The organism is Enterobacter cloacae complex sp. BZL2005 (genome assembly GCF_049238885.1).
GTDB classification, from domain to species: Bacteria; Pseudomonadota; Gammaproteobacteria; order Enterobacterales; family Enterobacteriaceae; genus Enterobacter; species Enterobacter roggenkampii.
In genome coordinates this window covers 131,825-151,655 of sequence record NZ_JBMKGI010000011.1, presented here as the reverse complement: position 1 = coordinate 151,655, position 19,831 = coordinate 131,825, and the positions used below count along the sequence as shown (strand labels likewise).

Genomic DNA, 19,831 nt, shown 5'->3' with positions numbered 1-19,831 from the left:
TGGTCCCACCTGACCCCATGCCGAACTCAGAAGTGAAACGCCGTAGCGCCGATGGTAGTGTGGGGTCTCCCCATGTGAGAGTAGGGAACTGCCAGGCATCAAACAAGAAGAACCCCGTACCGAAAGGTGCGGGGTTTTTTGCTTGGTGCGTCAGAAATCATGCCGGATGGCGGCTTCGCCTTATCCGGCCTACAAAACCTGTAGGCCCGGTAAGCGCAGCGCCACCGGGCATGGCAGACCGCACGATCCCACGGTAAAAAGAAGCAAGAATACTAAAGAAGGGATTTATAAACGCAGAAAAGCAAAAACCCAGCCATAGGCTGGGTTCTTTAAATAGTGGTGCCCGGACTCGGAATCGAACCAAGGACACGGGGATTTTCAATCCCCTGCTCTACCGACTGAGCTATCCGGGCAACGGAGCGCATTAAACCGCAATCGCGCCTTATCGTCAACATTATTTCGGGAAAAGCTGTTCAATTGCTTAACTTTGCGGCAATCTGATGGTTTACGCGTCGAATACGTCAAATTTAACAGGTTCGCTTACGTTAACGCCCCGCCCATACGGCACTGAGCAAAGCGCAGAATATCTTCCGCCAGTCGGTGCGCCGTATCCACATCGGCCTGGCTACGGTTCACCAGCATGCGGCTCAGGCAGCCCTCCAGCACCAGCTCCATCTGTTTCGCCACCATTGCCGGGTCATCCACTTCAAGACGGGTCAGCAGCTCGTGAGTGAAGTCATGCGCAGCCCGTTTTTGCTGCTCCGCCAACTGATGGACAGGATGGTCGGGATCGGGATAGAACGTACAGGCCGCAATAAACAGGCAGCCCGGATAGCGATTGTTGCTGACACATTCCGTCAGGGCGGTATAGCGCGCCAGCAGCTTTTGTTCCGCAGTCAGTTCTTCATTCAGCATCAGCTGCCTGCGCCAGATATCAACCTGCTGGCTGAGATAGCGCAGAGCATCATAAACGAGCGCCTCTTTATCCGGCCAGAAGCGCTTAAGATCATCCAGGGGGTAATCGATACGGTCGGCTACCATCTCAAGCGTGGTGCTGGCGATCCCATAAATCTCAAGTAATTGCAGGGCTTGTCCCAGTACGTCTTCACGTTGCACGGTTATCTCCTCCGCTATTCCCAACGGTATGTTCCGTTTAAAGTGTTGTTTACGGTTGGCGATTGCGCAAATGCGCGCTAAATGCCGCTGCATCCATAAACCCGGTTACACGCTGTTCTGGCTGCTCCTGACCCTGTTGATTGAAGAACAGAATGGTTGGCAGCCCGAGCACGTTAAGCTGCTTCAGCAGAGCCTTATCCTGCGCATTATTGGCGGTTACGTTCGCCTGGAGCAGAACCGTCTCTTTCAGGGCGTTTTGCACCTGTGGATCGCTAAAGGTGTATTTTTCAAACTCTTTACAGGCGACGCACCAGTCGGCATAGAGATCGAGCATCACCGGTTTGCCCTTCGCCTGCGCAAGCGCGCTGTTGAGCTCATCGACGTTCTTAATCTGCATAAAGTTCAAATGCGCCTGCGTCTGGCCGACCGGCGAGCCGAACGCCCAATCCTGCAGAGGACGCACGCTCACCAGCGCGGCGGCGAGCAGGAGAATTTGCACCAGGCGCATCCACGCTTTTTTGGCCCCCAGACTGACGATAAATGCCCAGGAGAAGAACGCTACGCCGAGCATCGCCCACAGGCGAGTGCCCCAGACGTCACCCGTAATGCGTTCCAGCAGAAACACCGGCAGCGCCAGAATCACAAAACCAAATGCGGTTTTCACCGTCTCCATCCACGGGCCGCTCTTCGGCAGCAGGCGGTTGCCAAAAACCGTGACCAGAATGAGCGGCAGGCCCATGCCCAGCGCATAAAGGTACAGCGTACCGCCGCCGAGCCACAGATTGCCGCTCTGGGCAATATAGAGCAGGATGGCGCTCAGCGGGGCAGTGGTGCAAGGGGAGCAAATCAGTCCGGCGATGGCCCCCATCATAAACACGCCGCCTGCCGAGCCTCCCTGCTGACGATTACTCATCAGCGTTAAGCGGGTTTGCAGAGCAGACGGTAACTGCAGCGTGAACAGGCCAAACATCGACAGTGCCAGCAGAATAAATATCGCCGACAGGCCAATCAGCACATAAGGGTGCTGAAGTGCGGCCTGGAACTGCAACCCGGCAGCGGCGACCACAAGGCCGAGCGCCGTGTAGGTCAGCGCCATACCCTGCACGTAAATAAAGGCCAGCAGCAGCGCGCGTGCGGTGGAAAGGCGCTGTTTGCCGCCCAGTACGATGCCAGAGATGAGCGGATACATCGGCAGCACGCAGGGGGTAAAGGCAATGCCAATGCCAATCAGTAAGGCCCACAGCGCGGAGAACGGAAGGTCAGCGGTATCCTCATGCTTCTCGCCTGAAGGAAGAGGGGAAATCGTGGGCGACGCTTTCACCTCACTAAGCGGAACCACCTTTGTTTCCGGCGGATAGCAGAATCCGGCATTCGCGCATCCCTGGTAGGTCACCGTCAGGGTCGCGCCTTTATCCGCCTGGTTCACCGTAACGGGCACGCTCAGGCGCTGGCGATAGATTTCGCTTTTGCCGTAAAACTCATCTTCATGCCACTCGCCAGCGGGCATTTGTAATGCGCCCACGCTGGCCTGAGCAGGCGTAATGCTCACCTGCTTGCGATAGAGGTAATAGCCCTCTTTCACCTGCCAGTTGAGCGTAAGGTCGTGCTGGTTTTGCTGGAAATCGAAAACAAACGCCCGATCGGCAGGAATGAAGTTCGAACGGCCGGGCGCGTCAAACAGCCCGGCAAAAACTGATGTGCTGCAAAGCAGCAGGATCAGCGTAAGGAAGCGTTGAGCCATGAGAGATAGTCGTTATCGCCATGAACCACTGGCAAGACCAGCAGTTCCGGGGTTTGGTAAGGATGATGAGATTTGAGGCAGTCCAGGAGTGCCTGCTGATTCGCCAGATTGGTTTTAAGCAACATCTGGACTTCGTACTCTTGCTCCAGCTTACCTTCCCAATAGTAAAGAGAGGTAGCGCCGGGGAGGAGCGTGACGCAGGCTGCCCGTTTTTCGGCCAGCACTTTGGCGGCGAGATCCTGGGCAGAAGCTTCATCAGGGGCGGTGCACAGTACGACAACGGCATCAGGCGTGTTCACAAGTCGACCTCCTCATCACGAAAGTCTTCACTATATCACGCAAGACGACTGGTCATTAATGAAACGGGCCGCTGAGCGGCCCGATTTTAACTATTTTTACAACGGCTAACCGTTTACAGCACAATGCCGCCGATGATAAAGCCGAGGACCACGCAAAGCGTAATCGCCACCACGCCCGGGATGAGGAACGCGTGGTTAAACACGTACTTACCGATACGGGTTGAGCCGGTGTCGTCCATCTCCACCGCCGCCAGCAGGGTTGGGTAGGTTGGCAATACGAACAGGGCAGAAACCGCCGCAAAAGAGGCAATTGCCGTCAGCGGCGTCACACCCAGCATCAGCGCCGCAGGCATCAGCGCTTTGGTGGTCGCCGCCTGGGAGTAAAGCAGGGTCGCCGCGAAGAACAGCACGACAGCCAGCAGCCACGGGTAGTTGTGCAGCAGGTCACCAGCGACGGTCTGGATATCACTGATGTGCGCTTTCACGAAGGTATCACCAAGCCACGCCACACCCAGTACGCACACGCAGGCGCTCATACCGGATTTGAAGGTGCTGGCGTTCAGCACTTCGCTGGTATCAATTTTACAGGTGATGCTAATCAGCGTCGCGATGGTCAGCATGAACACCACAATCGCTTCGTTACGCGGCAGGACCGGGTTCTGGATCAGCCCCACGGTATCGCTGATGGCGGTCGCATAGAACATGACGGCGACAATACCAATCAGGAACAGCAGCACGGAGCGTTTCGCATGTGGCTTCAGTTCGAAGACCTGGCTGCCGCGCAGGCTCACTTCACCTTTTGCCAGACGCTCCTGATAAACCGGATCGTCTTTCAGTTCAGCACCGAGGAAGTTACACAGCACGGCGGTAATCATCACCGCAATCAGCGTCACCGGAATGCAGATCGCCAGCAGCGTCAGGTAGCTCACGCCCATCGGCTCCAGGATACCGGCGAAGAAGACCACCGCCGCGGAAATCGGCGAGGCGGTAATCGCGATCTGGGACGCGACGACGGCAATAGAGAGCGGACGCGACGGACGGATGCCCTGTTCTTTCGCCACTTCGGTGATCACCGGCAGCGTGGAGAAAGCGGTGTGGCCAGTACCGGCGAGAATGGTCATAAACCAGGTCACCAGCGGAGCAAGGAAGGTTATGTATTTCGGGTGGCGGCGTAGCATGCGCTCCGCCAGGCTCACCAGGTAGTCCATACCGCCTGCCACCTGCATGGCGGCAATAGCGGCAATGACTGCCATGATGATTTCGATAACGTCGAACGGGATTGCGCCGGGTTTAATCTGAAAGATAAGGGTAAGAACGAGCACTCCAAGACCGCCGGCAAAACCGATGCCGATACCCCCGAGTCGTGCTCCCAAATAAATCGCCAACAAGACGATGACGAGTTCTGCTCCAAACATAAGGACCTGCCTTGCTTATTAACAAGTTGATATTGAATTGTTGTATTTTGGTAACGCCTAAAAAGAAAAAAGGCACGTCACAAGTGACGTGCCTTAAGAAGCCTAGCCTGAACGGTTACTGTTCGCTTTCATCGGTATATCGTTTCGCTTTATAGGCCGGGTGCATCAGGTTCTGGGCTGAGAAAATATCGTCCAGCTCGGCTTCGGTCAACAGCCCGCGTTCCAGCACCACTTCACGCACGCTCTTACCGGTTTCGGCGCAAATCTTACCGACGATGTCGCCGTTATGGTGCCCGATGAACGGGTTGAGGTAGGTGACGATCCCGATGGAGTTATAGACATAACCCTCGCAGACTTCTTTATTCGCCGTGATGCCGTTGATGCATTTTTCCAGCAGGTTGTAGCAGGCGTTGGTCAGAATGTGGATAGATTCAAACATCGCCTGGCCAATGACTGGCTCCATCACGTTCAGCTGCAGCTGACCCGCTTCAGAGGCCATGGTCACGGTCGTATCGTTACCGATGACTTTGAAGCAAACCTGATTCACTACTTCTGGCACGACCGGGTTCACCTTGGCTGGCATGATGGACGAACCTGCCTGCAGTTCTGGCAGGTTGATTTCGTTCAGGCCAGCGCGCGGGCCGGAAGAGAGCAGGCGCAGGTCGTTACAAATTTTGGACAGCTTCACCGCCAGACGTTTCAGCGCGCTGTGTACCATGACGTAGGCGCCGCAGTCGGAGGTCGCTTCAATCAGGTCTTCTGCAGGCACAACCGGCAGGTTGGACACTTCAGCCAGCTTCTGTACCGCCAGCTGCTGATAGCCATCCGGGGTGTTCAGACGCGTACCGATGGCGGTAGCGCCCAGGTTCACTTCCAGCAGCAGCTCGGAGGTGCGCAGCAGATTTTTGGTCTCTTCGTTCAGCAGTACGTTAAACGCGTGGAATTCCTGGCCGAGGGTCATCGGCACCGCATCCTGCAGCTGGGTACGACCCATTTTCAGAATGTCCTGGAACTCAACCGCTTTACGCTGGAAGCCATCACCCAGTTGGTTGATCGCATCCACCAGTTTCACCACGGAGGCATACACCGCGATACGGAAGCCGGTAGGGTACGCGTCGTTGGTGGACTGGCATTTGTTGACGTGGTCGTTCGGGTTCAGGTACTGGTATTCACCTTTCTGGTGACCCATCAGCTCCAGGCCAATGTTTGCCAGTACTTCGTTGGTATTCATGTTGACGGAGGTGCCCGCGCCGCCCTGATAGACGTCAACCGGGAACTGATCCATGCATTTGCCGTTGTTCAGCACTTCATCGCAGGCTGCGATAATCGCATTTGCCGCGCTTTTAGGAATGGTTTGCAGCTCTTTGTTGGCCAGGGCTGCGGCTTTCTTCACCATCACCATGCCACGAACAAACTCAGGGATGTCGCTGATTTTGCTGTTGCTGATGTAGAAGTTTTCAATCGCTCTCAGAGTGTGGACACCGTAGTAGGCATCCGCTGGAACTTCCCTGGTACCCAACAAGTCTTCTTCGATACGAATGTTGTTTAACATGTGAACCTTCTTTTCAAGCTGCCGATGGATTGTACTAAACGCACAGTATTTATGTGGTTTTGAATATTTTCTGACCGACGATTATTCCCTCAATCAGCCAGATGCTCGAGATCATATGCTGATGATAGCGAATTGCCGTAAGCTGGATCACTTATTATCGAGCCGATTCCATGATAATTATTAATCTGTGAAATGGGTCACCGCTTTAATATTTCCAAAAAAAATATCCGTGCAAACTGATTGAATTTTCGCTAACCGTCACCATCTCATACAAACGCGCGTCGCGAACACATTCAGACAGGGGCCGATGGCCTCTGCCACACAGGAGATGCCAGTGCGCTGGATACCGTTTATTGCTTTCTTTCTCTATGTTTACATTGAGATTTCCATTTTCATCCAGGTTGCCCATGTGCTGGGCGTCCTGCTGACGCTGATTCTGGTGATTTTCACCTCCGTCATCGGCATGTCGCTGGTGCGTAATCAGGGTTTCAAAAATTTCCTGATAATGCAGCAAAAGATGGCCGCAGGCGAAAGCCCGGCGGAAGAGATGATCAAAAGCGTGTCGTTGATTATTGCGGGGCTGCTGCTGATTCTGCCCGGGTTCTTCACCGACTTCCTCGGCCTTCTGCTGCTTCTGCCGCCGGTGCAAAAGCACCTGACCATGAAGCTGCTGCCGCATCTGCGCTTTAGCCGTATGCCGGGCGGTGGGTTCAGCACCGGGCCAGGCGACACGTTTGAAGGGGAGTATCAGCGTAAGGATGAACAGCACGACCGTCTGGATCACAAAGACGATCGGTGATTTTGTTGCCCGGTGGCGCTTCGTTTACCGGGCCTACTAAAGCGCCAGCCACAACACCGCCAGCATGACAATGGCGTACATACTTTTCCACCCCACCATTGCCAGCAACAGCAGGCACAGCAGCCCACCAACAAACGCCAGTGCTTTATAACGGCCTTTCAGCAGACGACAACCTGCCAGCATGCACAGCAGGTAGATCATGATGAAAATGCCATTGGCGTAGACGAGCAGCGTATCCAGATTGACCTTCAGGGCGTAAATGCACAGCGTACTCACCACGCAGCAGCCCAGTACGGCATTCAGGGCATTCAGCGGCAGCTGGCGTTTAGACAGCCGTGCGAGGCGGTTATCAGGTCTGTAAAGCGCCTGAGACCACACCAGACGGGCAAAGCTCTGGATATAAATGTTAAGGCTGGCAAAACAGGCCAGATAGCCGATAACGCAGGCGATCCACAGCGCCTTCACACCAAACAGTTCAACCACGATACCCGGCAGCGATGCCGCGGCGGCGAGATCGGCTCCGAAAGCCTTGAAGTGCAACACCAGCACGGTACACGCCCAGTACACCGTGCCTGCCAGCAGCAGGCCGATCATCAGTGCGCGGGGGAAATCACGTTCAGGCTGCTTAAATTCCGACGCCAGATGGGCAAAGGCTTCCAGACCGACAAAACACCAGAACATGACGGAGAGCGCGGCAAAAAGCTGTGAGTGGTCGACGTCTGTCACGGCCGGGAAGGGAATCTCTTTTACGGTGATATCGCCCGCCCACCAGATAGCGGCAACGAGCGCGACAATCAGCACCGCAACCAGTGTCTGCAGGTTGGCGCTGGAGCGGGCTCCGCGTGAACCCACCCACCAGACGATAGCCAGCGTACCCAGTTCGGCCAACAGCAACTGCTCGTCATGCCAGCCAAACAGCGCCTGGCCAAAGCCGGTTGCAATGTGCAGCGCCGCAGGAAGCCCAACCGGAATAACGGAGAGAAACAGCCAGCCGGTCACACGCTCCAGTCGCGGGCCAAATGCCAGCCCGACAAAATGCGCCACGCCGCCCGCGCTGGGGAAATGCCGCCCCAGGATGGCAAACACAATGGCAATCGGGAAAACCAATACAATCAGAACGGGCCACGCCCACAGACTGTTATTTCCGGCTACCAGTGCCGCCAGTGCAGGTACGGCGAACACGCCCGTTCCTAACAAGGAGGTTGAGAGCAGGCCGACGCCCTGCGCCAGCCCCAACTCCTGCTTGAGTCCACTCATTGACATCGTCCTGCCAATTCCAAAAGAGAGGCGATGGTAACACTTTCGCAAAATTTTTTTTCAACTCCCCCTTGAAGGGGTAAAAAGCTATCCCCATCTCTCAGGGCACTAGTCGGAAAACCGCATGCGGGCCGGCGTCATCCATAACTGATAATGACTTTCTCAAAGGAGAGCTATCAATGAGTATTCGTCCGTTACATGATCGTGTGATCGTCAAACGTAAAGAAGTTGAAACCAAGTCTGCTGGCGGCATCGTTCTGACCGGTTCTGCAGCAGCCAAATCAACGCGTGGCGAAATCATCGCTGTCGGTAAGGGCCGCATCCTGGAAAACGGAACTGTGCAGCCACTGGACGTTAAAGTTGGTGACATCGTAATTTTCAACGATGGCTACGGCGTGAAATCCGAGAAGATCGACAATGAAGAAGTGTTGATCATGTCCGAGAGCGACATTCTGGCAATTGTTGAAGCGTAATTTACGCACGAGAATTTGAGGAAATAAGAACATGGCAGCTAAAGACGTAAAATTCGGTAACGACGCTCGTGTAAAAATGCTCCGCGGCGTAAACGTACTGGCAGATGCAGTTAAAGTGACCCTGGGCCCGAAAGGCCGTAACGTAGTGCTGGATAAATCCTTCGGCGCGCCAACCATCACCAAAGACGGTGTTTCTGTAGCACGTGAAATCGAGCTGGAAGACAAGTTCGAAAACATGGGCGCGCAGATGGTGAAAGAAGTGGCCTCTAAAGCGAACGACGCTGCAGGCGACGGTACCACCACCGCGACCGTTCTGGCGCAGGCCATCATCACCGAAGGTCTGAAAGCCGTTGCGGCGGGCATGAACCCAATGGATCTGAAACGTGGTATCGACAAAGCTGTCGCCTCCGCTGTGGAAGAACTGAAAGCGCTGTCCGTACCGTGCTCTGACTCTAAAGCGATTGCTCAGGTTGGTACCATCTCCGCTAACTCCGACGAAACCGTAGGTAAACTGATCGCGGAAGCGATGGACAAAGTCGGTAAAGAAGGCGTGATCACCGTTGAAGACGGTACCGGTCTGGAAGACGAACTGGACGTGGTTGAAGGTATGCAGTTCGACCGCGGTTACCTGTCCCCATACTTCATCAACAAGCCAGAGACTGGCGCTGTTGAGCTGGAAAGCCCGTTCATCCTGCTGGCTGACAAAAAAATCTCCAACATCCGCGAAATGCTGCCAGTGCTGGAAGCCGTTGCGAAAGCAGGCAAGCCGCTGGTTATCATCGCTGAAGATGTTGAAGGCGAAGCGCTGGCGACCCTGGTGGTTAACACCATGCGCGGCATCGTGAAAGTGGCTGCGGTTAAAGCACCTGGCTTCGGCGATCGTCGTAAAGCAATGCTGCAGGATATCGCTACCCTGACCGGCGGTACCGTGATCTCTGAAGAGATCGGTATGGAGCTGGAAAAAGCGACCCTGGAAGACCTGGGCCAGGCAAAACGCGTTGTGATCAACAAAGACACCACCACCATCATTGATGGCGTGGGTGAAGAAGCCGCTATTCAGGGCCGCGTAGGTCAGATCCGTAAGCAGATCGAAGAAGCGACTTCCGATTACGACCGTGAAAAACTGCAGGAGCGCGTAGCGAAACTGGCAGGCGGCGTTGCGGTAATCAAAGTCGGTGCTGCGACCGAAGTTGAAATGAAAGAGAAAAAAGCACGCGTTGACGATGCCCTGCACGCAACCCGTGCTGCGGTAGAAGAAGGTGTGGTTGCGGGTGGTGGCGTTGCGCTGGTGCGCGTTGCCGCTAAACTGGCTGGCCTGACCGCTCAGAACGAAGACCAGAACGTGGGTATCAAAGTTGCGCTGCGCGCAATGGAAGCGCCTCTGCGTCAGATCGTGTCTAACGCCGGTGAAGAGCCATCTGTGGTAGCAAACAAGGTGAAAGCGGGCGAAGGTAACTACGGTTACAACGCGGCAACTGAAGAATACGGCAACATGATCGACTTCGGTATCCTGGACCCAACTAAAGTGACCCGTTCTGCTCTGCAGTACGCGGCCTCTGTTGCTGGTCTGATGATCACCACCGAGTGCATGGTGACCGACCTGCCTAAAGGCGATGCGCCTGACTTAGGTGCTGCTGGCATGGGCGGCATGGGTGGAATGGGCGGCATGATGTAATCATGTTGTTCTGAACCTCTCAGAACGAACCCCGGGCAGAAATGCCCGGGGTTTTTTATTGGGTGCTATTCGAAAGTGCCTTTGACGCACACGGCACCTTCACGCACCATCTGGCGGCCTTTGGCCCAGACCTCGCGAATCTTCAGATCGTCCGTCAGCACCAGAAAATCGGCATCGCATCCGGGCGCGAGCCGCCCCTTATGCTCCAGCCCGAGAAACGCCGCCACGTTTCGCGTAAAGGGAAGAAGCGCCTCTTCCAGCGGCAGCTGATGCCGGCTGACCAGCTGCTGCAGCGTTTCGAGCAGGGATTCGAACCCCGCCACGCCCATCCCCACCAGATTGCCGCTCTCATCAAATTTCGGCTGGCTGCCGTTGCCGTCCGAACTGAGCGTAAGCCGGTTAAACGGCACCTGCGCCTCGCGGCCCATCACGATGGCGCTGGCGGCGTCAATCGGTTCACTGATGCTGGTCGTGATGTCGATAAAGCCGCCTTCGCGGGCATAGCTCAGCGCGGCAAGGAACAGCGCCCGGGCGCGGTTTACGTGCGTTGGCAGCAGTTTCACGCGGGGAACGTCGGCGTTATTCAGGATGCTAAATAGCGGCTCCAGCAGCTTTGGGCTGTTGCCGAGGTGAAACACGGAAATGCCCGCTTTGGCACCCAACAGCCCGCCTACGCGTGACTGGGCAGCCATACTGGCGAGCTGGTCCTCGGCTGGCGCGGAAGAACGATGGTCAGAGATCGCGCATTTCACGCCAATGATTTTATCAATCAGCGCCACATCCTTTTCGATGCTGCCGGTAATCGTCGGAGAAGGCAGCCCGTATGCGCCTGTCAGCATCCACGCGCTGATCCCTTCATGCTCAAGCGCCCGCGTTTTTGCCAGCAGCGATTCAGGATGCCGGGTCACGCCGTCGGTGCCGAGCAGGCCAACAACCGAGGTGATGCCTGCGGCCACAAGTGCAGACAGGCGAACCTCTGGCGTGCGGGTGTGAGGGCCCGCCTCGCCGCCGCCACCGATCAAATGCACATGCTGGTCGATAAACCCCGGGCAAACCACCGCCCCAGCCAGATCGCTTTCCGGGCAGTCTGGCCTCGTTGTTCCGTGGTTCGCTTTTTCGATCGCCACGATTTTTCCCGCAGCGATCAGCAGATCGCAACGTCCCTTATCCTCCGGGGCGTAGAGATGTGCGTTGCGGAAAAGGTGAGGGTTCAGCACTGAAAAATCCATTTTTATCTCCTCAGAAGAGTAGCTGCATCACCCACATTGAGAGCAGGGCATTAATGACACAAAGAGTAATAATATGCGGATAATATTTCGGGTTTACGCCGGCGGTACCCAGGCAGCGGCCGGTGTTTTGCACCGGATTGCCCATCAGATAGATGGCGGGCAGCAGGATGGTGGCATCGTGGCCGTTGAGCGTGCCGGCGGCGACCAGGCTGGCGCAGACGCCCACGCCGCCGCCCATACTCATCACCGAGGCCAAAAGAACCGTTGCCGCCGCACCCGGAAGGCCCCACAGCGCCATAATTGGCTCGCATATCTTGCCGACAATATCCAGCAGGCCGGTGACCTTGAGCGCCTGAATGATGACAAACGCCATGACGACGTTCGGCAAGAGGCTGGTGGTGGCGATGGTAAAGCCGCGCCGGGCGCCGTCAATAAACAGATCCATGATATTTTTACGCGGCTGGGCGATCATGTTCTTCCTCCTGAAGATGACGATTTTCCATGTGGGCGATCCACAGGCGCAGGACGTTCGCACCAACGAATTTAAACACCAGAATAACGGCCAGCGGCGTAATCACCGGGATGGTGATAACGGTGAAGAGCGCGGCACCGGAAGAAAAATAGTTGGTAATGATGGCGCTACCGCTGGTCTGGAAGGTGGCGAAAATAGCGCGCTCCTGATCCGTAATCGCGCCTTCATCGGTTAACTCTTTGGTCATCCCTGCCGCCGCATCGGTGTTTTGCAGGTTGGCTATCAGCGCCAGGGAGCAAACGCCCGGCACACCCAGCAGCGGACGTAAAATGGGAGTCATAAGCTGCTGTGCGGCACGCAGCCCGCCCAGACCTTCGGTGACGGCGATGATACCAAGCGATAAAATGACCGAGGGAGCCAGCTCAAGGGCAAAGAGGAAACCGTCTTTCGCCCCCGTTCCGCCCGTTCCGCGAAACATCAGAGCGCCGTTGACCGGGCCAAAGCTGCCGTTTAAGACGGTAAAATCCAGCACGCGCCACCATTCGGTGCTTTTGGCGAAAAAGCCCGAGAAAAAAACGATGGTAAGTACAAACGCCACATAACCCACCCATGTCACTTTTTCCTCTCCTGAGGATGATGCACTCATAAAACCTCCTTTTTTAGTCGCGTACAAAAGTTGTACGTTGCATCACTAAAAACGATCGGGGGCTAAAACACGATATCCCAAAGGTTATTATCAGAATTCATTTAAGATGTCGGAGGAGTGCCTCGCGGAATCTGGCTCGCAGAAATGCGCGGGGGTTTTTCTTTTAGTCATCTTTTAGGTATAAGATTTACACACGGACAATTACTGTCCAGCTTATTGAAAACGAGGAATAACATGCGCGTAAAAGTCTGTGCAGGGATTGTAGGGGCAGCACTGCTGCTGGCGGGTTGTAGCTCCAGCAATGAGCTGTCGGCAGCGGGCCAGGGCGTTCGCTTTGTGGAAGATAAGCCTGGCAGTGAATGCCAGCTGTTAGGCACGGCAACCGGTGAACAAAGTAACTGGATGTCGGGTCAGCACGGTGAGGAAGGCGGTTCTATGCGCGGAGCGGCGAATGCCCTGCGTAATCAGGCTGCGGCAATGGGCGGCAACGTGATTTACGGCGTAAGTAGCCCAACGCAGAGTATGCTGTCCAGCTTCGTGCCGACCGCCAGCCAGATGACGGGCCAGGTCTATAAGTGCCCGAACTGATGTAATGTGCTAATGGCGCTGCGCCCGGCCCTGTAGGGCGGGTAAGCGTAGCGCCACCTGCCTTTTTAGTGCTGCCGCAGCTGCAAATCGAGCGGCGTCTTGCTCGGCTCTCCGCCAATCTCACGTGCCAGCTTCGGCACCATATAGCCTGAAACCAGCGTTAACAGTTCGCGCATAATCTGCCGGGCTTCTTCATCCGTCACCATGAAATGCGCCGCGCCCTGAACGCGATCCAGCACGTGCAGGTAATACGGCATCACGCCCGCATCAAACAGGGCATTGCTCAGATCGGCCAGCACGCGGGCGCTATCATTCACGCCGCGCAGCAGCACGCTCTGGTTCAGCAGCGTCACGCCCGCTTTACGGAGTCGCGCCATCGCCGCGCGAAACGCATCGTTAATTTCGTTCGCGTGGTTAATATGATTCACCAGCAGCACCTGCAGGCGAGATTGCTCCAGGCGTGCCACAAGGCCGTCGGTGATACGTGCCGGAATGACAATCGGTAAGCGGCTGTGAATGCGCAGGCGCTTAATGTGCGGGATGGCTTCAAGCTGAGTCAGCAGCCAGTCCAGCTCATGATCTTTCGCCATCAACGGATCGCCGCCGGAAAAAATAATCTCATCCAGTTCCGGATGGGCGGCAATATAGTCCAGCGCGACCTGCCAGTTGCGTTTATTGCCCTGGTTTTCGGCATAGGGGAAGTGCCGACGGAAGCAATAACGACAATTTACCGCACAGCCGCCTTTTACCAGCAGCAGGGCGCGGTTGAGATACTTGTGCAGTAAACCCGGCACCACGCTGTTCTGCTCTTCCAGCGGATCGGTGCTGTATCCCGGCGCAGTAATGAATTCATCCTGCGAAGTAAGCGTTTGTTTTAATAGCGGATCGTCGGGGTTGCCTTTCTCCATCCGCGCCACAAACGCACGGGGAACGCGCAGGGCGAAAAGGCGCTTTGCCTCGCGGCCTGCAAGCAACTCTGGGTGCTGATCGAGGTCTAAAAGACGCAGCAATTCATCAGGACTGGTGATTACATCGGCAAGTTGCGATAACCAATCTTCTCTGGACGGGGTGTTTAGGGTTACAATATGCGCCATTTTGTGGCTTAGCTACCAGTTAACAAATTTAGAGGGCCTTATGGCAACGTACTATAGCAACGATTTTCGTGCTGGTCTTAAAATCATGATGGACGGCGAACCGTACGCGGTTGAAGCCAGCGAATTCGTTAAACCAGGTAAAGGCCAGGCATTCGCACGCGTTAAGCTGCGCCGTCTGCTGACCGGTACCCGTGTTGAGAAAACCTTCAAGTCTACTGACTCTGCAGAAGGCGCTGATGTTGTTGATATGAACCTGACCTATCTGTACAACGATGGCGAGTTCTGGCATTTCATGAACAACTCCACTTTCGAACAGCTGTCTGCTGATGAGAAAGCGGTAGGTGACAGCGCTAAATGGCTGCTGGATCAGGCTGAGTGCATCGTGACCCTGTGGAACGGTCAGCCTATCGCAGTGACCCCACCAAACTTCGTAGAACTGGAAATCGTTGAAACCGATCCAGGTCTGAAGGGTGATACCGCAGGTACCGGCGGTAAGCCAGCCAAACTGTCTACCGGCGCAGTGGTGAAAGTGCCACTGTTCGTACAGACTGGCGAAGTGATCAAAGTGGATACCCGCTCCGGCGAATACGTATCCCGCGTGAAGTAATTTACGTATGATTGAAGGCGCAGCGCCCGCTGCGCCCGATTTTTTGCAGGCAGGGATGATGAAACGTACCGTTAAAATTCTGCTTCTGTTAGCGCTCTCCAGTGCATTGCTTTCTGGCTGTAACACCACGCGTGGAATGGGACAAGATATCCAGGATCTGGGTCATATCATTTCTCACGCCGCCAGCTAAGTTCGTCTAATTTTCCTAAAAATGCTTCCTCTTCCGTCAACCGGCGGGATTTTGTCTATTCTTAAGTTGCTATACACAAAACAACTTTGGCTATAAAAGGAAGATATTATGGTTAAGAAGACAATTGCAGCGATCTTTTCAGTCCTGGTACTTTCTTCAGTGTTAACGGCCTGTAATACCACGCGTGGCGTCGGTCAGGATATTTCTGAAGGTGGTAGCGCAATCTCTGGTGCGGCAACAAAAGCTCAGCAGTAATGAATAAACGGTACGGGACCAGCCGGGTTTCGTACCGTCAGCTTTCTGATTCCTGCAGGGATAAGAACGGAGAAAAACGCGTATCCATATGTAATTTCATGCGGATATTGCGTTTATAGGTATAAACCGTTTTTCCGTTGATGCTCAGGTGAGCGGCAATTTTTTGATTGCTCGCGCCGTCCATCCATAACGTCAGCACCTTCTCTTCCTGCCGGGTCAGCAAAGGGGCTGCCGCCGTTGGCCTGTCAGCGCTGGCGCGCGAAATTAACGCGTCGTTGATAACCGTTGCCACCTCTTCGAGACTGGCGTTTTTCAACAGCGACGACCAGACCGGAAACTTCCCAAGCCAGTCGGTCATGCCGCTATCCTCTCCCGACTGCAGCAAAATAAACGGTAATCGTTCACTGGCGTTAAGCAGGGAAGAGAGCTGCTGAAAATGGTGAAAATCCTGCCTGAAGCCGAACAGGTCAGCGATAACCAGCGTTGGTTTCCATTGCAGAATGTGTTCTCTGGCAAGAAACAGATTATTCAGCCCGGTCACAACGTAGTGTCCCGGGAACAAACCGGAATGATTGAGCCATGCTTCAAACCCCGCGCGGGTGAAGTGACAACGGTCAATCAAAAGAATTTTGAACATATTTTATTCGCAGTCGGCTAGTGGTTTGGCTTCCTGCCATCAGAAAGCACATCATCATAGAGAAGTCGGATGAGTGCTAAAAGCCGGAACTCCGCGCCATACTGCGGCTATTTCTTGCCTTAACGTGTTCAGCAAAAAAGGATTGAAAAAAAATAGCACGCTAACCACAATAGGTGGCGTAATCTCTGCCTTACGGGACGACCCGTAAGCGTTTCTTTCACCGGGGACGGCCCCAACTTGCATTAAGTTAAGGAGCCTGACATGTCCTGGATCATTCTTTTTATTGCTGGCCTGCTCGAAGTGGTATGGGCGATTGGTCTCAAGTACACCCACGGATTTACCCGCCTGACGCCCAGCGTCATTACCGTTACCGCCATGATCGTCAGTATTGTTCTGCTATCCTGGGCGATGCGCTCTTTGCCTGTGGGAACGGCTTATGCCGTCTGGACGGGTATTGGCGCAGTGGGGGCCGCCATCACCGGCATTTTGCTACTCGGCGAGTCAGCGAGTCTGGCGCGTATCGCCAGCCTCGCTCTGATTGTGGCCGGGATCGTTGGGCTTAAGCTCAGCACCCACTAATTGGGCTGTTTTACCCAGATAAGTTTTGATACATCAAACCCTTGCCGGGTCGCGACGTCCAGCATCTGCTGCTTCATTTCGGGTGAAATAGTTGGCGTGCGGGAGAGTATCCACAGGTAGTCGCGATCCGGCCCACAGACCAGCGCATGGCGATACGCTTTGTCGAGCGCTATCACGTTATAACCGCCATAAAACGGACCAAAGAAAGAGACCTTAAGCGCGGCCCGTCGCGGGTCGCCAGTGAAGTACGCTTTTCCCACCGACTGCTGCCACATCTCCCGATCGGGATTATAGCCCCGGTTGATCACCTGAATACCGCCATCATCCATCGGACTGTAATTCGCCGTGACCTTCTCTAAACCCTGCTCAAACCGATGGTCGAGGCGCGCGATTTCATACCATGTTCCAAGGAAGCGTTGTGCATCAAAAGGCGTGACGACGGTGACGCCAGGAGGCGGGGTAGGGGAACTGCAGGCAACCACTAAAAACGCGGCTGTCACCGCGGCGATAACAGGCAGAATGCGCATAGGAGTTTCCTTACTGTTTTTTGTTAAGTGTAGATGACAGCAGGAAAAATGCGGAAGATTGTGCGGCGAATTTCGCCGCACACCGTGGTTTTGAAGGCCGGGTAAGGCGAAGCCGCCACCCGGCAATGTTTTACTGCAGCGCGTCGAGGATACGGTATGCCGCCTCAACGCGTGCCGGGTTCGGATAGCTTTTATTCGCCAGCATCACAATGCCGAGCTGCTTTTCAGGAATAAATGCCACGTAGCTGCCAAACCCACCCGTCGAGCCTGTTTTATGGACCCAGGAGGCCTTAACCGGCGGCGCGGGTGGATTCACTTCTGCCACGGGCAATGGTGCCAGCGCCACCTTGTTATCACTGCCTCCGACGACGGTTTTGGCATCGACCGGCCAGTTGAGCATCTCCCAGCCCAACCCCTGATACATGGCCCCCACGCGCCAGTAGCGAGACTGCGCCAGAGCAATGCCTTGCTTGAGTGAGGGAGCCTGAAGAGAATCCGGCTTCATGTTGGCTATCAGCCAGCTCGCCATATCCTTCACGTTAGTTTTTACGCCATAGGCTTCCGCGTCCAGCATCCCTGGCGAAACGTGGACCGCTTTACCCTCACGGTATCCCCAGGCGTAATGCGCCTCTTCCGCTTTCGGGACGTTAATCCAGGTATGGTCCAGCTTGAGGGGTTTAAAGACCCGCGTCGTCATGGCCTGCTCATAGCTCATGCCGGAAGGTTTAACCGCCAGCGCACCAAAAAGACCGATGCTGGCGTTAGCGTAAAGACGCGTGGTACCCGGCTTCCACTGCGGCTGCCAGTTTTGATAAAAGCGCAGCAGAGAGGCGGTATCCGTGACCTCATCCGGCACCTGTAACGGCAGACCGCCTGCGGTGTAGGTTGCCAGATCCAGCATGCGAATGCCCTGCCACTGCTTGCCCGTGAGCTCAGGCCAGTATTTTGCTACCGGATCGCCCAGCGCTATTTCACCCCGGGCAATGGCATCGCCGCCCAGTACGCCGGTGAAGGTTTTACTTATAGAGCCCAGCTCAAACAGGGTTTGCGGGGTGACGGGTTTGTTCGCCGCAACATCGGCTTTACCGAAGGTAAAGTAGTGTGGCTGACCCTGATAAATTACCGCCACCGCCATACCCGGAATGGCCTGCGCGTTCATCAGCGGCGTAACGGTACGTTCCACCACCTCAGCCAGCTGTTTTTCGGACATCGGTGCGGCGAATGCAGAGCTGGCGACGCTGAGCAGCAGGGCACAGCTTAGGGATTTTGTCATCATCGGTTATCTTCCGTAATAGCAGTTCAAGGGAGTGTCCGGGCCCGTCAGACCGCTGTAGTCTGTTGGATTTGACTGTGGCTGACAAACGGTTAAATTTAGCATTAGCTGTTAATTTTTCTAACGGATGGGACCATGACCCGCAGCTATCTTCCGCTTAATTCGCTTCGCGCCTTCGAAGCCGCCGCCAGGCACCTCAGTTTTACGCATGCCGCTATCGAGCTGAATGTCACCCATTCCGCGATTAGCCAGCACGTAAAGGCGCTGGAGCAGCATCTTAATTGCCAGCTGTTTGTCCGCGTTTCGCGTGGGCTGATGCTGACCACGGAAGGCGAGAATTTGCTGCCGGTGCTGAATGACTCGTTCGACCGAATTGCCGGAATGCTGGATCGCTTTGCCAGCCAGCGCGCCCAGGAGAAGCTAAAAATTGGCGTGGTGGGTACCTTTGCTACCGGGGTGTTATTCTCGCAGCTCGCGGACTTTCGTCGCTGCTATCCGCATATCGATCTTCAGCTGTCGACGCACAACAATCGCGTCGATCCGGCAGCCGAGGGGCTTGATTACGCCATTCGTTATGGCGGCGGGGCGTGGCACGGCACGGAAGCGACGTTTCTTTGCCCTGCACCGCTTGCGCCGCTTTGCACGCCTGACATTGCAGCCGCGTTGCACACCCCTGCCGATATTCTGAAGTTTACCCTCCTGCGTTCTTACCGGCGCGACGAGTGGACCGCCTGGATGCAGGCCGCGGGAGAAAACCCGCCTTCGCCGACGCACCGGGTAATGGTATTTGATTCGTCCGTGACCATGCTGGAAGCCGCGCAGGCAGGTACGGGCATCGCGATTGCCCCTGTCGATATGTTCACCCATCTGCTGAACAGTGAGCGCATTGTGCAACCCTTCGCGACGCAGATTGACCTTGGCAGCTACTGGCTCACGAGGCTGCAGTCACGCGCAGAAACGCCCGCAATGCGCGAGTTTGCTCAATGGCTGGTGGGGAAGATGCAGAAATAAAAGGCCCGCCGGATGGCGGGCCAGAGGCGTCAGATAGTGATCACGGCAATCAGCGTGACCACGGTCAGGATGGTCGCCAGACCGTAGAATACCCATTTCCCGCTCGGTACATGGATTTTCAGGTCATGCATCGCATGGTGAATACGGTGCAGGCCACACCACAGCGGCAGGACGATCATCAGGAAGATGAACACGCGACCAATAAAGCTGCTCGCGAATGCCAGTACGCGTTCGTAGCTCAGCGCATCGCCCGGGAACAGCCCCAGCGGCAGCATAATGCCCACCAGCAAAATGATGACGGGAGCAATGATGGCACTCCACATGCCGCCTGCGCCAAAGAGGCCCCAGAAGACCGGCTCGTCAGAACGTTTTGGATTTGGATTGATCACAGTAGTC

Annotated in this window: 23 protein-coding genes, 1 tRNA gene and 1 rRNA gene; 10 read left to right on the top strand and 15 right to left on the bottom strand. The window is 55.4% G+C overall.

Annotated elements, in window-relative coordinates; all coding sequences use genetic code 11:
• Positions 1 to 97 (top strand): 5S ribosomal RNA (rrf, locus tag ACOTXI_RS17925); the annotation flags it as partial.
• 240 nt (positions 98 to 337) lie between these two features.
• Here the strand turns inward: rrf and ACOTXI_RS17920 are convergent.
• The 6 genes from ACOTXI_RS17920 to aspA all read right to left on the bottom strand — a co-directional run bounded on the left by ACOTXI_RS17920 (position 338) and on the right by aspA (position 6,123).
• Positions 338 to 413, bottom strand: a tRNA-Phe gene (locus tag ACOTXI_RS17920).
• 127 nt (positions 414 to 540) lie between these two features.
• The gene (locus tag ACOTXI_RS17915) at positions 541 to 1,116 is read right to left on the bottom strand and encodes a transcriptional regulator (RefSeq protein WP_008502952.1); all 576 of its coding nucleotides are present in this window, start codon (positions 1,114 to 1,116) and stop codon (positions 541 to 543) included.
• Between the two features lie 49 nt (positions 1,117 to 1,165).
• A complete protein-coding gene (locus ACOTXI_RS17910; protein WP_008502951.1) occupies positions 1,166 to 2,857 on the bottom strand; it encodes a protein-disulfide reductase DsbD in 1,692 nt (563 codons plus the stop codon).
• Complete coding sequence (gene cutA, locus ACOTXI_RS17905) at positions 2,833 to 3,156, bottom strand: divalent cation tolerance protein CutA (protein WP_008502950.1); 324 nt, start codon at positions 3,154 to 3,156, stop codon at positions 2,833 to 2,835. The genes ACOTXI_RS17910 and cutA overlap by 25 nt, the downstream gene beginning before the upstream one ends.
• Positions 3,157 to 3,269: 113 nt before the next feature.
• The gene (locus ACOTXI_RS17900) at positions 3,270 to 4,571 is read right to left on the bottom strand and encodes an anaerobic C4-dicarboxylate transporter (RefSeq protein WP_008502949.1); all 1,302 of its coding nucleotides are present in this window, start codon (positions 4,569 to 4,571) and stop codon (positions 3,270 to 3,272) included.
• 115 nt (positions 4,572 to 4,686) lie between these two features.
• On the bottom strand, positions 4,687 to 6,123 hold the full coding sequence (gene aspA / locus ACOTXI_RS17895) for an aspartate ammonia-lyase (protein ID WP_003855923.1): 1,437 nt from the start codon (positions 6,121 to 6,123) through the stop codon (positions 4,687 to 4,689).
• 334 nt (positions 6,124 to 6,457) lie between these two features.
• Here aspA and ACOTXI_RS17890 point away from each other — a divergent pair, with 334 nt between their 5' ends.
• The gene (locus tag ACOTXI_RS17890; RefSeq protein ID WP_023616652.1) at positions 6,458 to 6,922 is read left to right on the top strand and encodes an FxsA family protein; all 465 of its coding nucleotides are present in this window, start codon (positions 6,458 to 6,460) and stop codon (positions 6,920 to 6,922) included.
• 36 nt (positions 6,923 to 6,958) lie between these two features.
• Here the strand turns inward: ACOTXI_RS17890 and yjeH are convergent, their stop codons facing one another.
• Positions 6,959 to 8,179 (bottom strand): L-methionine/branched-chain amino acid transporter, encoded by a 1,221-nt coding sequence (gene yjeH / locus ACOTXI_RS17885; RefSeq protein WP_008502947.1) that lies wholly within the window; start codon positions 8,177 to 8,179, stop codon positions 6,959 to 6,961.
• 179 nt (positions 8,180 to 8,358) lie between these two features.
• On the opposite strand from yjeH, the gene ACOTXI_RS17880 reads away from it, so the two are divergent.
• Both ACOTXI_RS17880 and groL read left to right on the top strand, forming a co-directional pair.
• Entirely contained in the window at positions 8,359 to 8,652 is a 294-nt protein-coding gene (locus tag ACOTXI_RS17880) for a co-chaperone GroES (RefSeq protein ID WP_003855929.1), read from the top strand.
• A 31-nt stretch (positions 8,653 to 8,683) separates the two neighbouring features.
• On the top strand, positions 8,684 to 10,327 hold the full coding sequence (gene groL / locus ACOTXI_RS17875) for a chaperonin GroEL (RefSeq protein WP_008502946.1): 1,644 nt from the start codon (positions 8,684 to 8,686) through the stop codon (positions 10,325 to 10,327).
• A gap of 65 nt (positions 10,328 to 10,392) precedes the next feature.
• Here the strand turns inward: groL and iadA are convergent, their stop codons facing one another.
• The 3 genes from iadA to ACOTXI_RS17860 are packed head-to-tail and all read right to left on the bottom strand — an operon-like array spanning position 10,393 to position 12,674.
• Positions 10,393 to 11,556, bottom strand: a complete 1,164-nt coding sequence (gene iadA, locus ACOTXI_RS17870; RefSeq protein WP_008502945.1) for a beta-aspartyl-peptidase — start codon at positions 11,554 to 11,556, stop codon at positions 10,393 to 10,395.
• A 10-nt stretch (positions 11,557 to 11,566) separates the two neighbouring features.
• On the bottom strand, positions 11,567 to 12,028 hold the full coding sequence (locus tag ACOTXI_RS17865) for a YjiG family protein (protein ID WP_008502944.1): 462 nt from the start codon (positions 12,026 to 12,028) through the stop codon (positions 11,567 to 11,569).
• Complete coding sequence (locus ACOTXI_RS17860) at positions 12,009 to 12,674, bottom strand: nucleoside recognition domain-containing protein (protein ID WP_058653817.1); 666 nt, start codon at positions 12,672 to 12,674, stop codon at positions 12,009 to 12,011. The genes ACOTXI_RS17865 and ACOTXI_RS17860 overlap by 20 nt, the downstream gene beginning before the upstream one ends.
• Positions 12,675 to 12,908: 234 nt before the next feature.
• Between ACOTXI_RS17860 and ACOTXI_RS17855 the strand changes: the two genes are divergently transcribed.
• On the top strand, positions 12,909 to 13,262 hold the full coding sequence (locus ACOTXI_RS17855) for a DUF4156 domain-containing protein (RefSeq protein WP_008502942.1): 354 nt from the start codon (positions 12,909 to 12,911) through the stop codon (positions 13,260 to 13,262).
• Positions 13,263 to 13,327: 65 nt separating this feature from the next.
• On the opposite strand, the gene epmB is transcribed toward ACOTXI_RS17855, so the two are convergent.
• The gene (gene epmB, locus ACOTXI_RS17850; protein WP_058653818.1) at positions 13,328 to 14,356 is read right to left on the bottom strand and encodes an EF-P beta-lysylation protein EpmB; all 1,029 of its coding nucleotides are present in this window, start codon (positions 14,354 to 14,356) and stop codon (positions 13,328 to 13,330) included.
• A 40-nt stretch (positions 14,357 to 14,396) separates the two neighbouring features.
• Between epmB and efp the strand changes: the two genes are divergently transcribed.
• The 3 genes from efp to ecnB all read left to right on the top strand — a co-directional run bounded on the left by efp (position 14,397) and on the right by ecnB (position 15,408).
• Positions 14,397 to 14,963, top strand: coding sequence for an elongation factor P (efp, locus tag ACOTXI_RS17845; RefSeq protein WP_008502940.1), 567 nt, complete (start codon positions 14,397 to 14,399; stop codon positions 14,961 to 14,963).
• Between the two features lie 58 nt (positions 14,964 to 15,021).
• Complete coding sequence (locus ACOTXI_RS17840) at positions 15,022 to 15,153, top strand: entericidin A/B family lipoprotein (RefSeq protein WP_024907352.1); 132 nt, start codon at positions 15,022 to 15,024, stop codon at positions 15,151 to 15,153.
• A gap of 108 nt (positions 15,154 to 15,261) precedes the next feature.
• Complete coding sequence (ecnB, locus tag ACOTXI_RS17835) at positions 15,262 to 15,408, top strand: lipoprotein toxin entericidin B (protein WP_003025482.1); 147 nt, start codon at positions 15,262 to 15,264, stop codon at positions 15,406 to 15,408.
• A 37-nt stretch (positions 15,409 to 15,445) separates the two neighbouring features.
• Here ecnB and ACOTXI_RS17830 read toward each other — a convergent pair whose 3' ends face one another.
• A complete protein-coding gene (locus tag ACOTXI_RS17830; RefSeq protein WP_058653819.1) occupies positions 15,446 to 16,045 on the bottom strand; it encodes a helix-turn-helix transcriptional regulator in 600 nt (199 codons plus the stop codon).
• A 261-nt stretch (positions 16,046 to 16,306) separates the two neighbouring features.
• Between ACOTXI_RS17830 and sugE the strand changes: the two genes are divergently transcribed.
• Positions 16,307 to 16,624 carry a quaternary ammonium compound efflux SMR transporter SugE gene (gene sugE, locus ACOTXI_RS17825; RefSeq protein WP_008502938.1) on the top strand — a complete coding sequence of 106 codons (318 nt, stop codon included), beginning with the start codon at positions 16,307 to 16,309 and terminating at the stop codon, positions 16,622 to 16,624.
• Here sugE and ACOTXI_RS17820 read toward each other — a convergent pair.
• Together ACOTXI_RS17820 and ACOTXI_RS17815 are read right to left on the bottom strand one after the other, a co-directional pair.
• Positions 16,621 to 17,151: a lipocalin family protein gene (locus ACOTXI_RS17820; protein WP_058653820.1), complete on the bottom strand. Its 531-nt coding sequence runs from the start codon at positions 17,149 to 17,151 to the stop codon at positions 16,621 to 16,623. The genes sugE and ACOTXI_RS17820 overlap by 4 nt on opposite strands.
• Positions 17,152 to 17,281: 130 nt before the next feature.
• Positions 17,282 to 18,427 carry a cephalosporin-hydrolyzing class C beta-lactamase MIR-5 gene (locus ACOTXI_RS17815; RefSeq protein WP_055321263.1) on the bottom strand — a complete coding sequence of 382 codons (1,146 nt, stop codon included), beginning with the start codon at positions 18,425 to 18,427 and terminating at the stop codon, positions 17,282 to 17,284.
• A gap of 132 nt (positions 18,428 to 18,559) precedes the next feature.
• Between ACOTXI_RS17815 and ampR the strand changes: the two genes are divergently transcribed.
• A complete protein-coding gene (gene ampR, locus ACOTXI_RS17810; RefSeq protein ID WP_023293463.1) occupies positions 18,560 to 19,435 on the top strand; it encodes a LysR family transcriptional regulator AmpR in 876 nt (291 codons plus the stop codon).
• 29 nt (positions 19,436 to 19,464) lie between these two features.
• On the opposite strand, the gene frdD is transcribed toward ampR, so the two are convergent.
• Positions 19,465 to 19,824: a fumarate reductase subunit FrdD gene (frdD, locus tag ACOTXI_RS17805; RefSeq protein ID WP_008502934.1), complete on the bottom strand. Its 360-nt coding sequence runs from the start codon at positions 19,822 to 19,824 to the stop codon at positions 19,465 to 19,467.
• Positions 19,825 to 19,831: the final 7 nt, after the last annotated feature.

Excerpts from the sequence above, each read along its gene's own strand:
- ACOTXI_RS17910 (WP_008502951.1), bottom strand. The coding sequence starts at position 2,857 with ATGGCTCAACGCTTCCTTACGCTGATCCTGCTGCTTTGCAGCACATCA.
- ACOTXI_RS17900 (WP_008502949.1), bottom strand. The coding sequence starts at position 4,571 with ATGTTTGGAGCAGAACTCGTCATCGTCTTGTTGGCGATTTATTTGGGA.
- aspA (WP_003855923.1), bottom strand. The coding sequence starts at position 6,123 with ATGTTAAACAACATTCGTATCGAAGAAGACTTGTTGGGTACCAGGGAA.
- yjeH (WP_008502947.1), bottom strand. The coding sequence starts at position 8,179 with ATGAGTGGACTCAAGCAGGAGTTGGGGCTGGCGCAGGGCGTCGGCCTG.
- ACOTXI_RS17880 (WP_003855929.1), top strand. The coding sequence starts at position 8,359 with ATGAGTATTCGTCCGTTACATGATCGTGTGATCGTCAAACGTAAAGAA.
- groL (WP_008502946.1), top strand. The coding sequence starts at position 8,684 with ATGGCAGCTAAAGACGTAAAATTCGGTAACGACGCTCGTGTAAAAATG.
- iadA (WP_008502945.1), bottom strand. The coding sequence starts at position 11,556 with ATGGATTTTTCAGTGCTGAACCCTCACCTTTTCCGCAACGCACATCTC.
- ACOTXI_RS17865 (WP_008502944.1), bottom strand. The coding sequence starts at position 12,028 with ATGATCGCCCAGCCGCGTAAAAATATCATGGATCTGTTTATTGACGGC.
- ACOTXI_RS17860 (WP_058653817.1), bottom strand. The coding sequence starts at position 12,674 with ATGAGTGCATCATCCTCAGGAGAGGAAAAAGTGACATGGGTGGGTTAT.
- ACOTXI_RS17855 (WP_008502942.1), top strand. The coding sequence starts at position 12,909 with ATGCGCGTAAAAGTCTGTGCAGGGATTGTAGGGGCAGCACTGCTGCTG.
- epmB (WP_058653818.1), bottom strand. The coding sequence starts at position 14,356 with ATGGCGCATATTGTAACCCTAAACACCCCGTCCAGAGAAGATTGGTTA.
- efp (WP_008502940.1), top strand. The coding sequence starts at position 14,397 with ATGGCAACGTACTATAGCAACGATTTTCGTGCTGGTCTTAAAATCATG.
- ACOTXI_RS17840 (WP_024907352.1), top strand. The coding sequence starts at position 15,022 with ATGAAACGTACCGTTAAAATTCTGCTTCTGTTAGCGCTCTCCAGTGCA.
- ecnB (WP_003025482.1), top strand. The coding sequence starts at position 15,262 with ATGGTTAAGAAGACAATTGCAGCGATCTTTTCAGTCCTGGTACTTTCT.
- ACOTXI_RS17830 (WP_058653819.1), bottom strand. The coding sequence starts at position 16,045 with ATGTTCAAAATTCTTTTGATTGACCGTTGTCACTTCACCCGCGCGGGG.
- sugE (WP_008502938.1), top strand. The coding sequence starts at position 16,307 with ATGTCCTGGATCATTCTTTTTATTGCTGGCCTGCTCGAAGTGGTATGG.
- ACOTXI_RS17820 (WP_058653820.1), bottom strand. The coding sequence starts at position 17,151 with ATGCGCATTCTGCCTGTTATCGCCGCGGTGACAGCCGCGTTTTTAGTG.
- ACOTXI_RS17815 (WP_055321263.1), bottom strand. The coding sequence starts at position 18,427 with ATGATGACAAAATCCCTAAGCTGTGCCCTGCTGCTCAGCGTCGCCAGC.
- ampR (WP_023293463.1), top strand. The coding sequence starts at position 18,560 with ATGACCCGCAGCTATCTTCCGCTTAATTCGCTTCGCGCCTTCGAAGCC.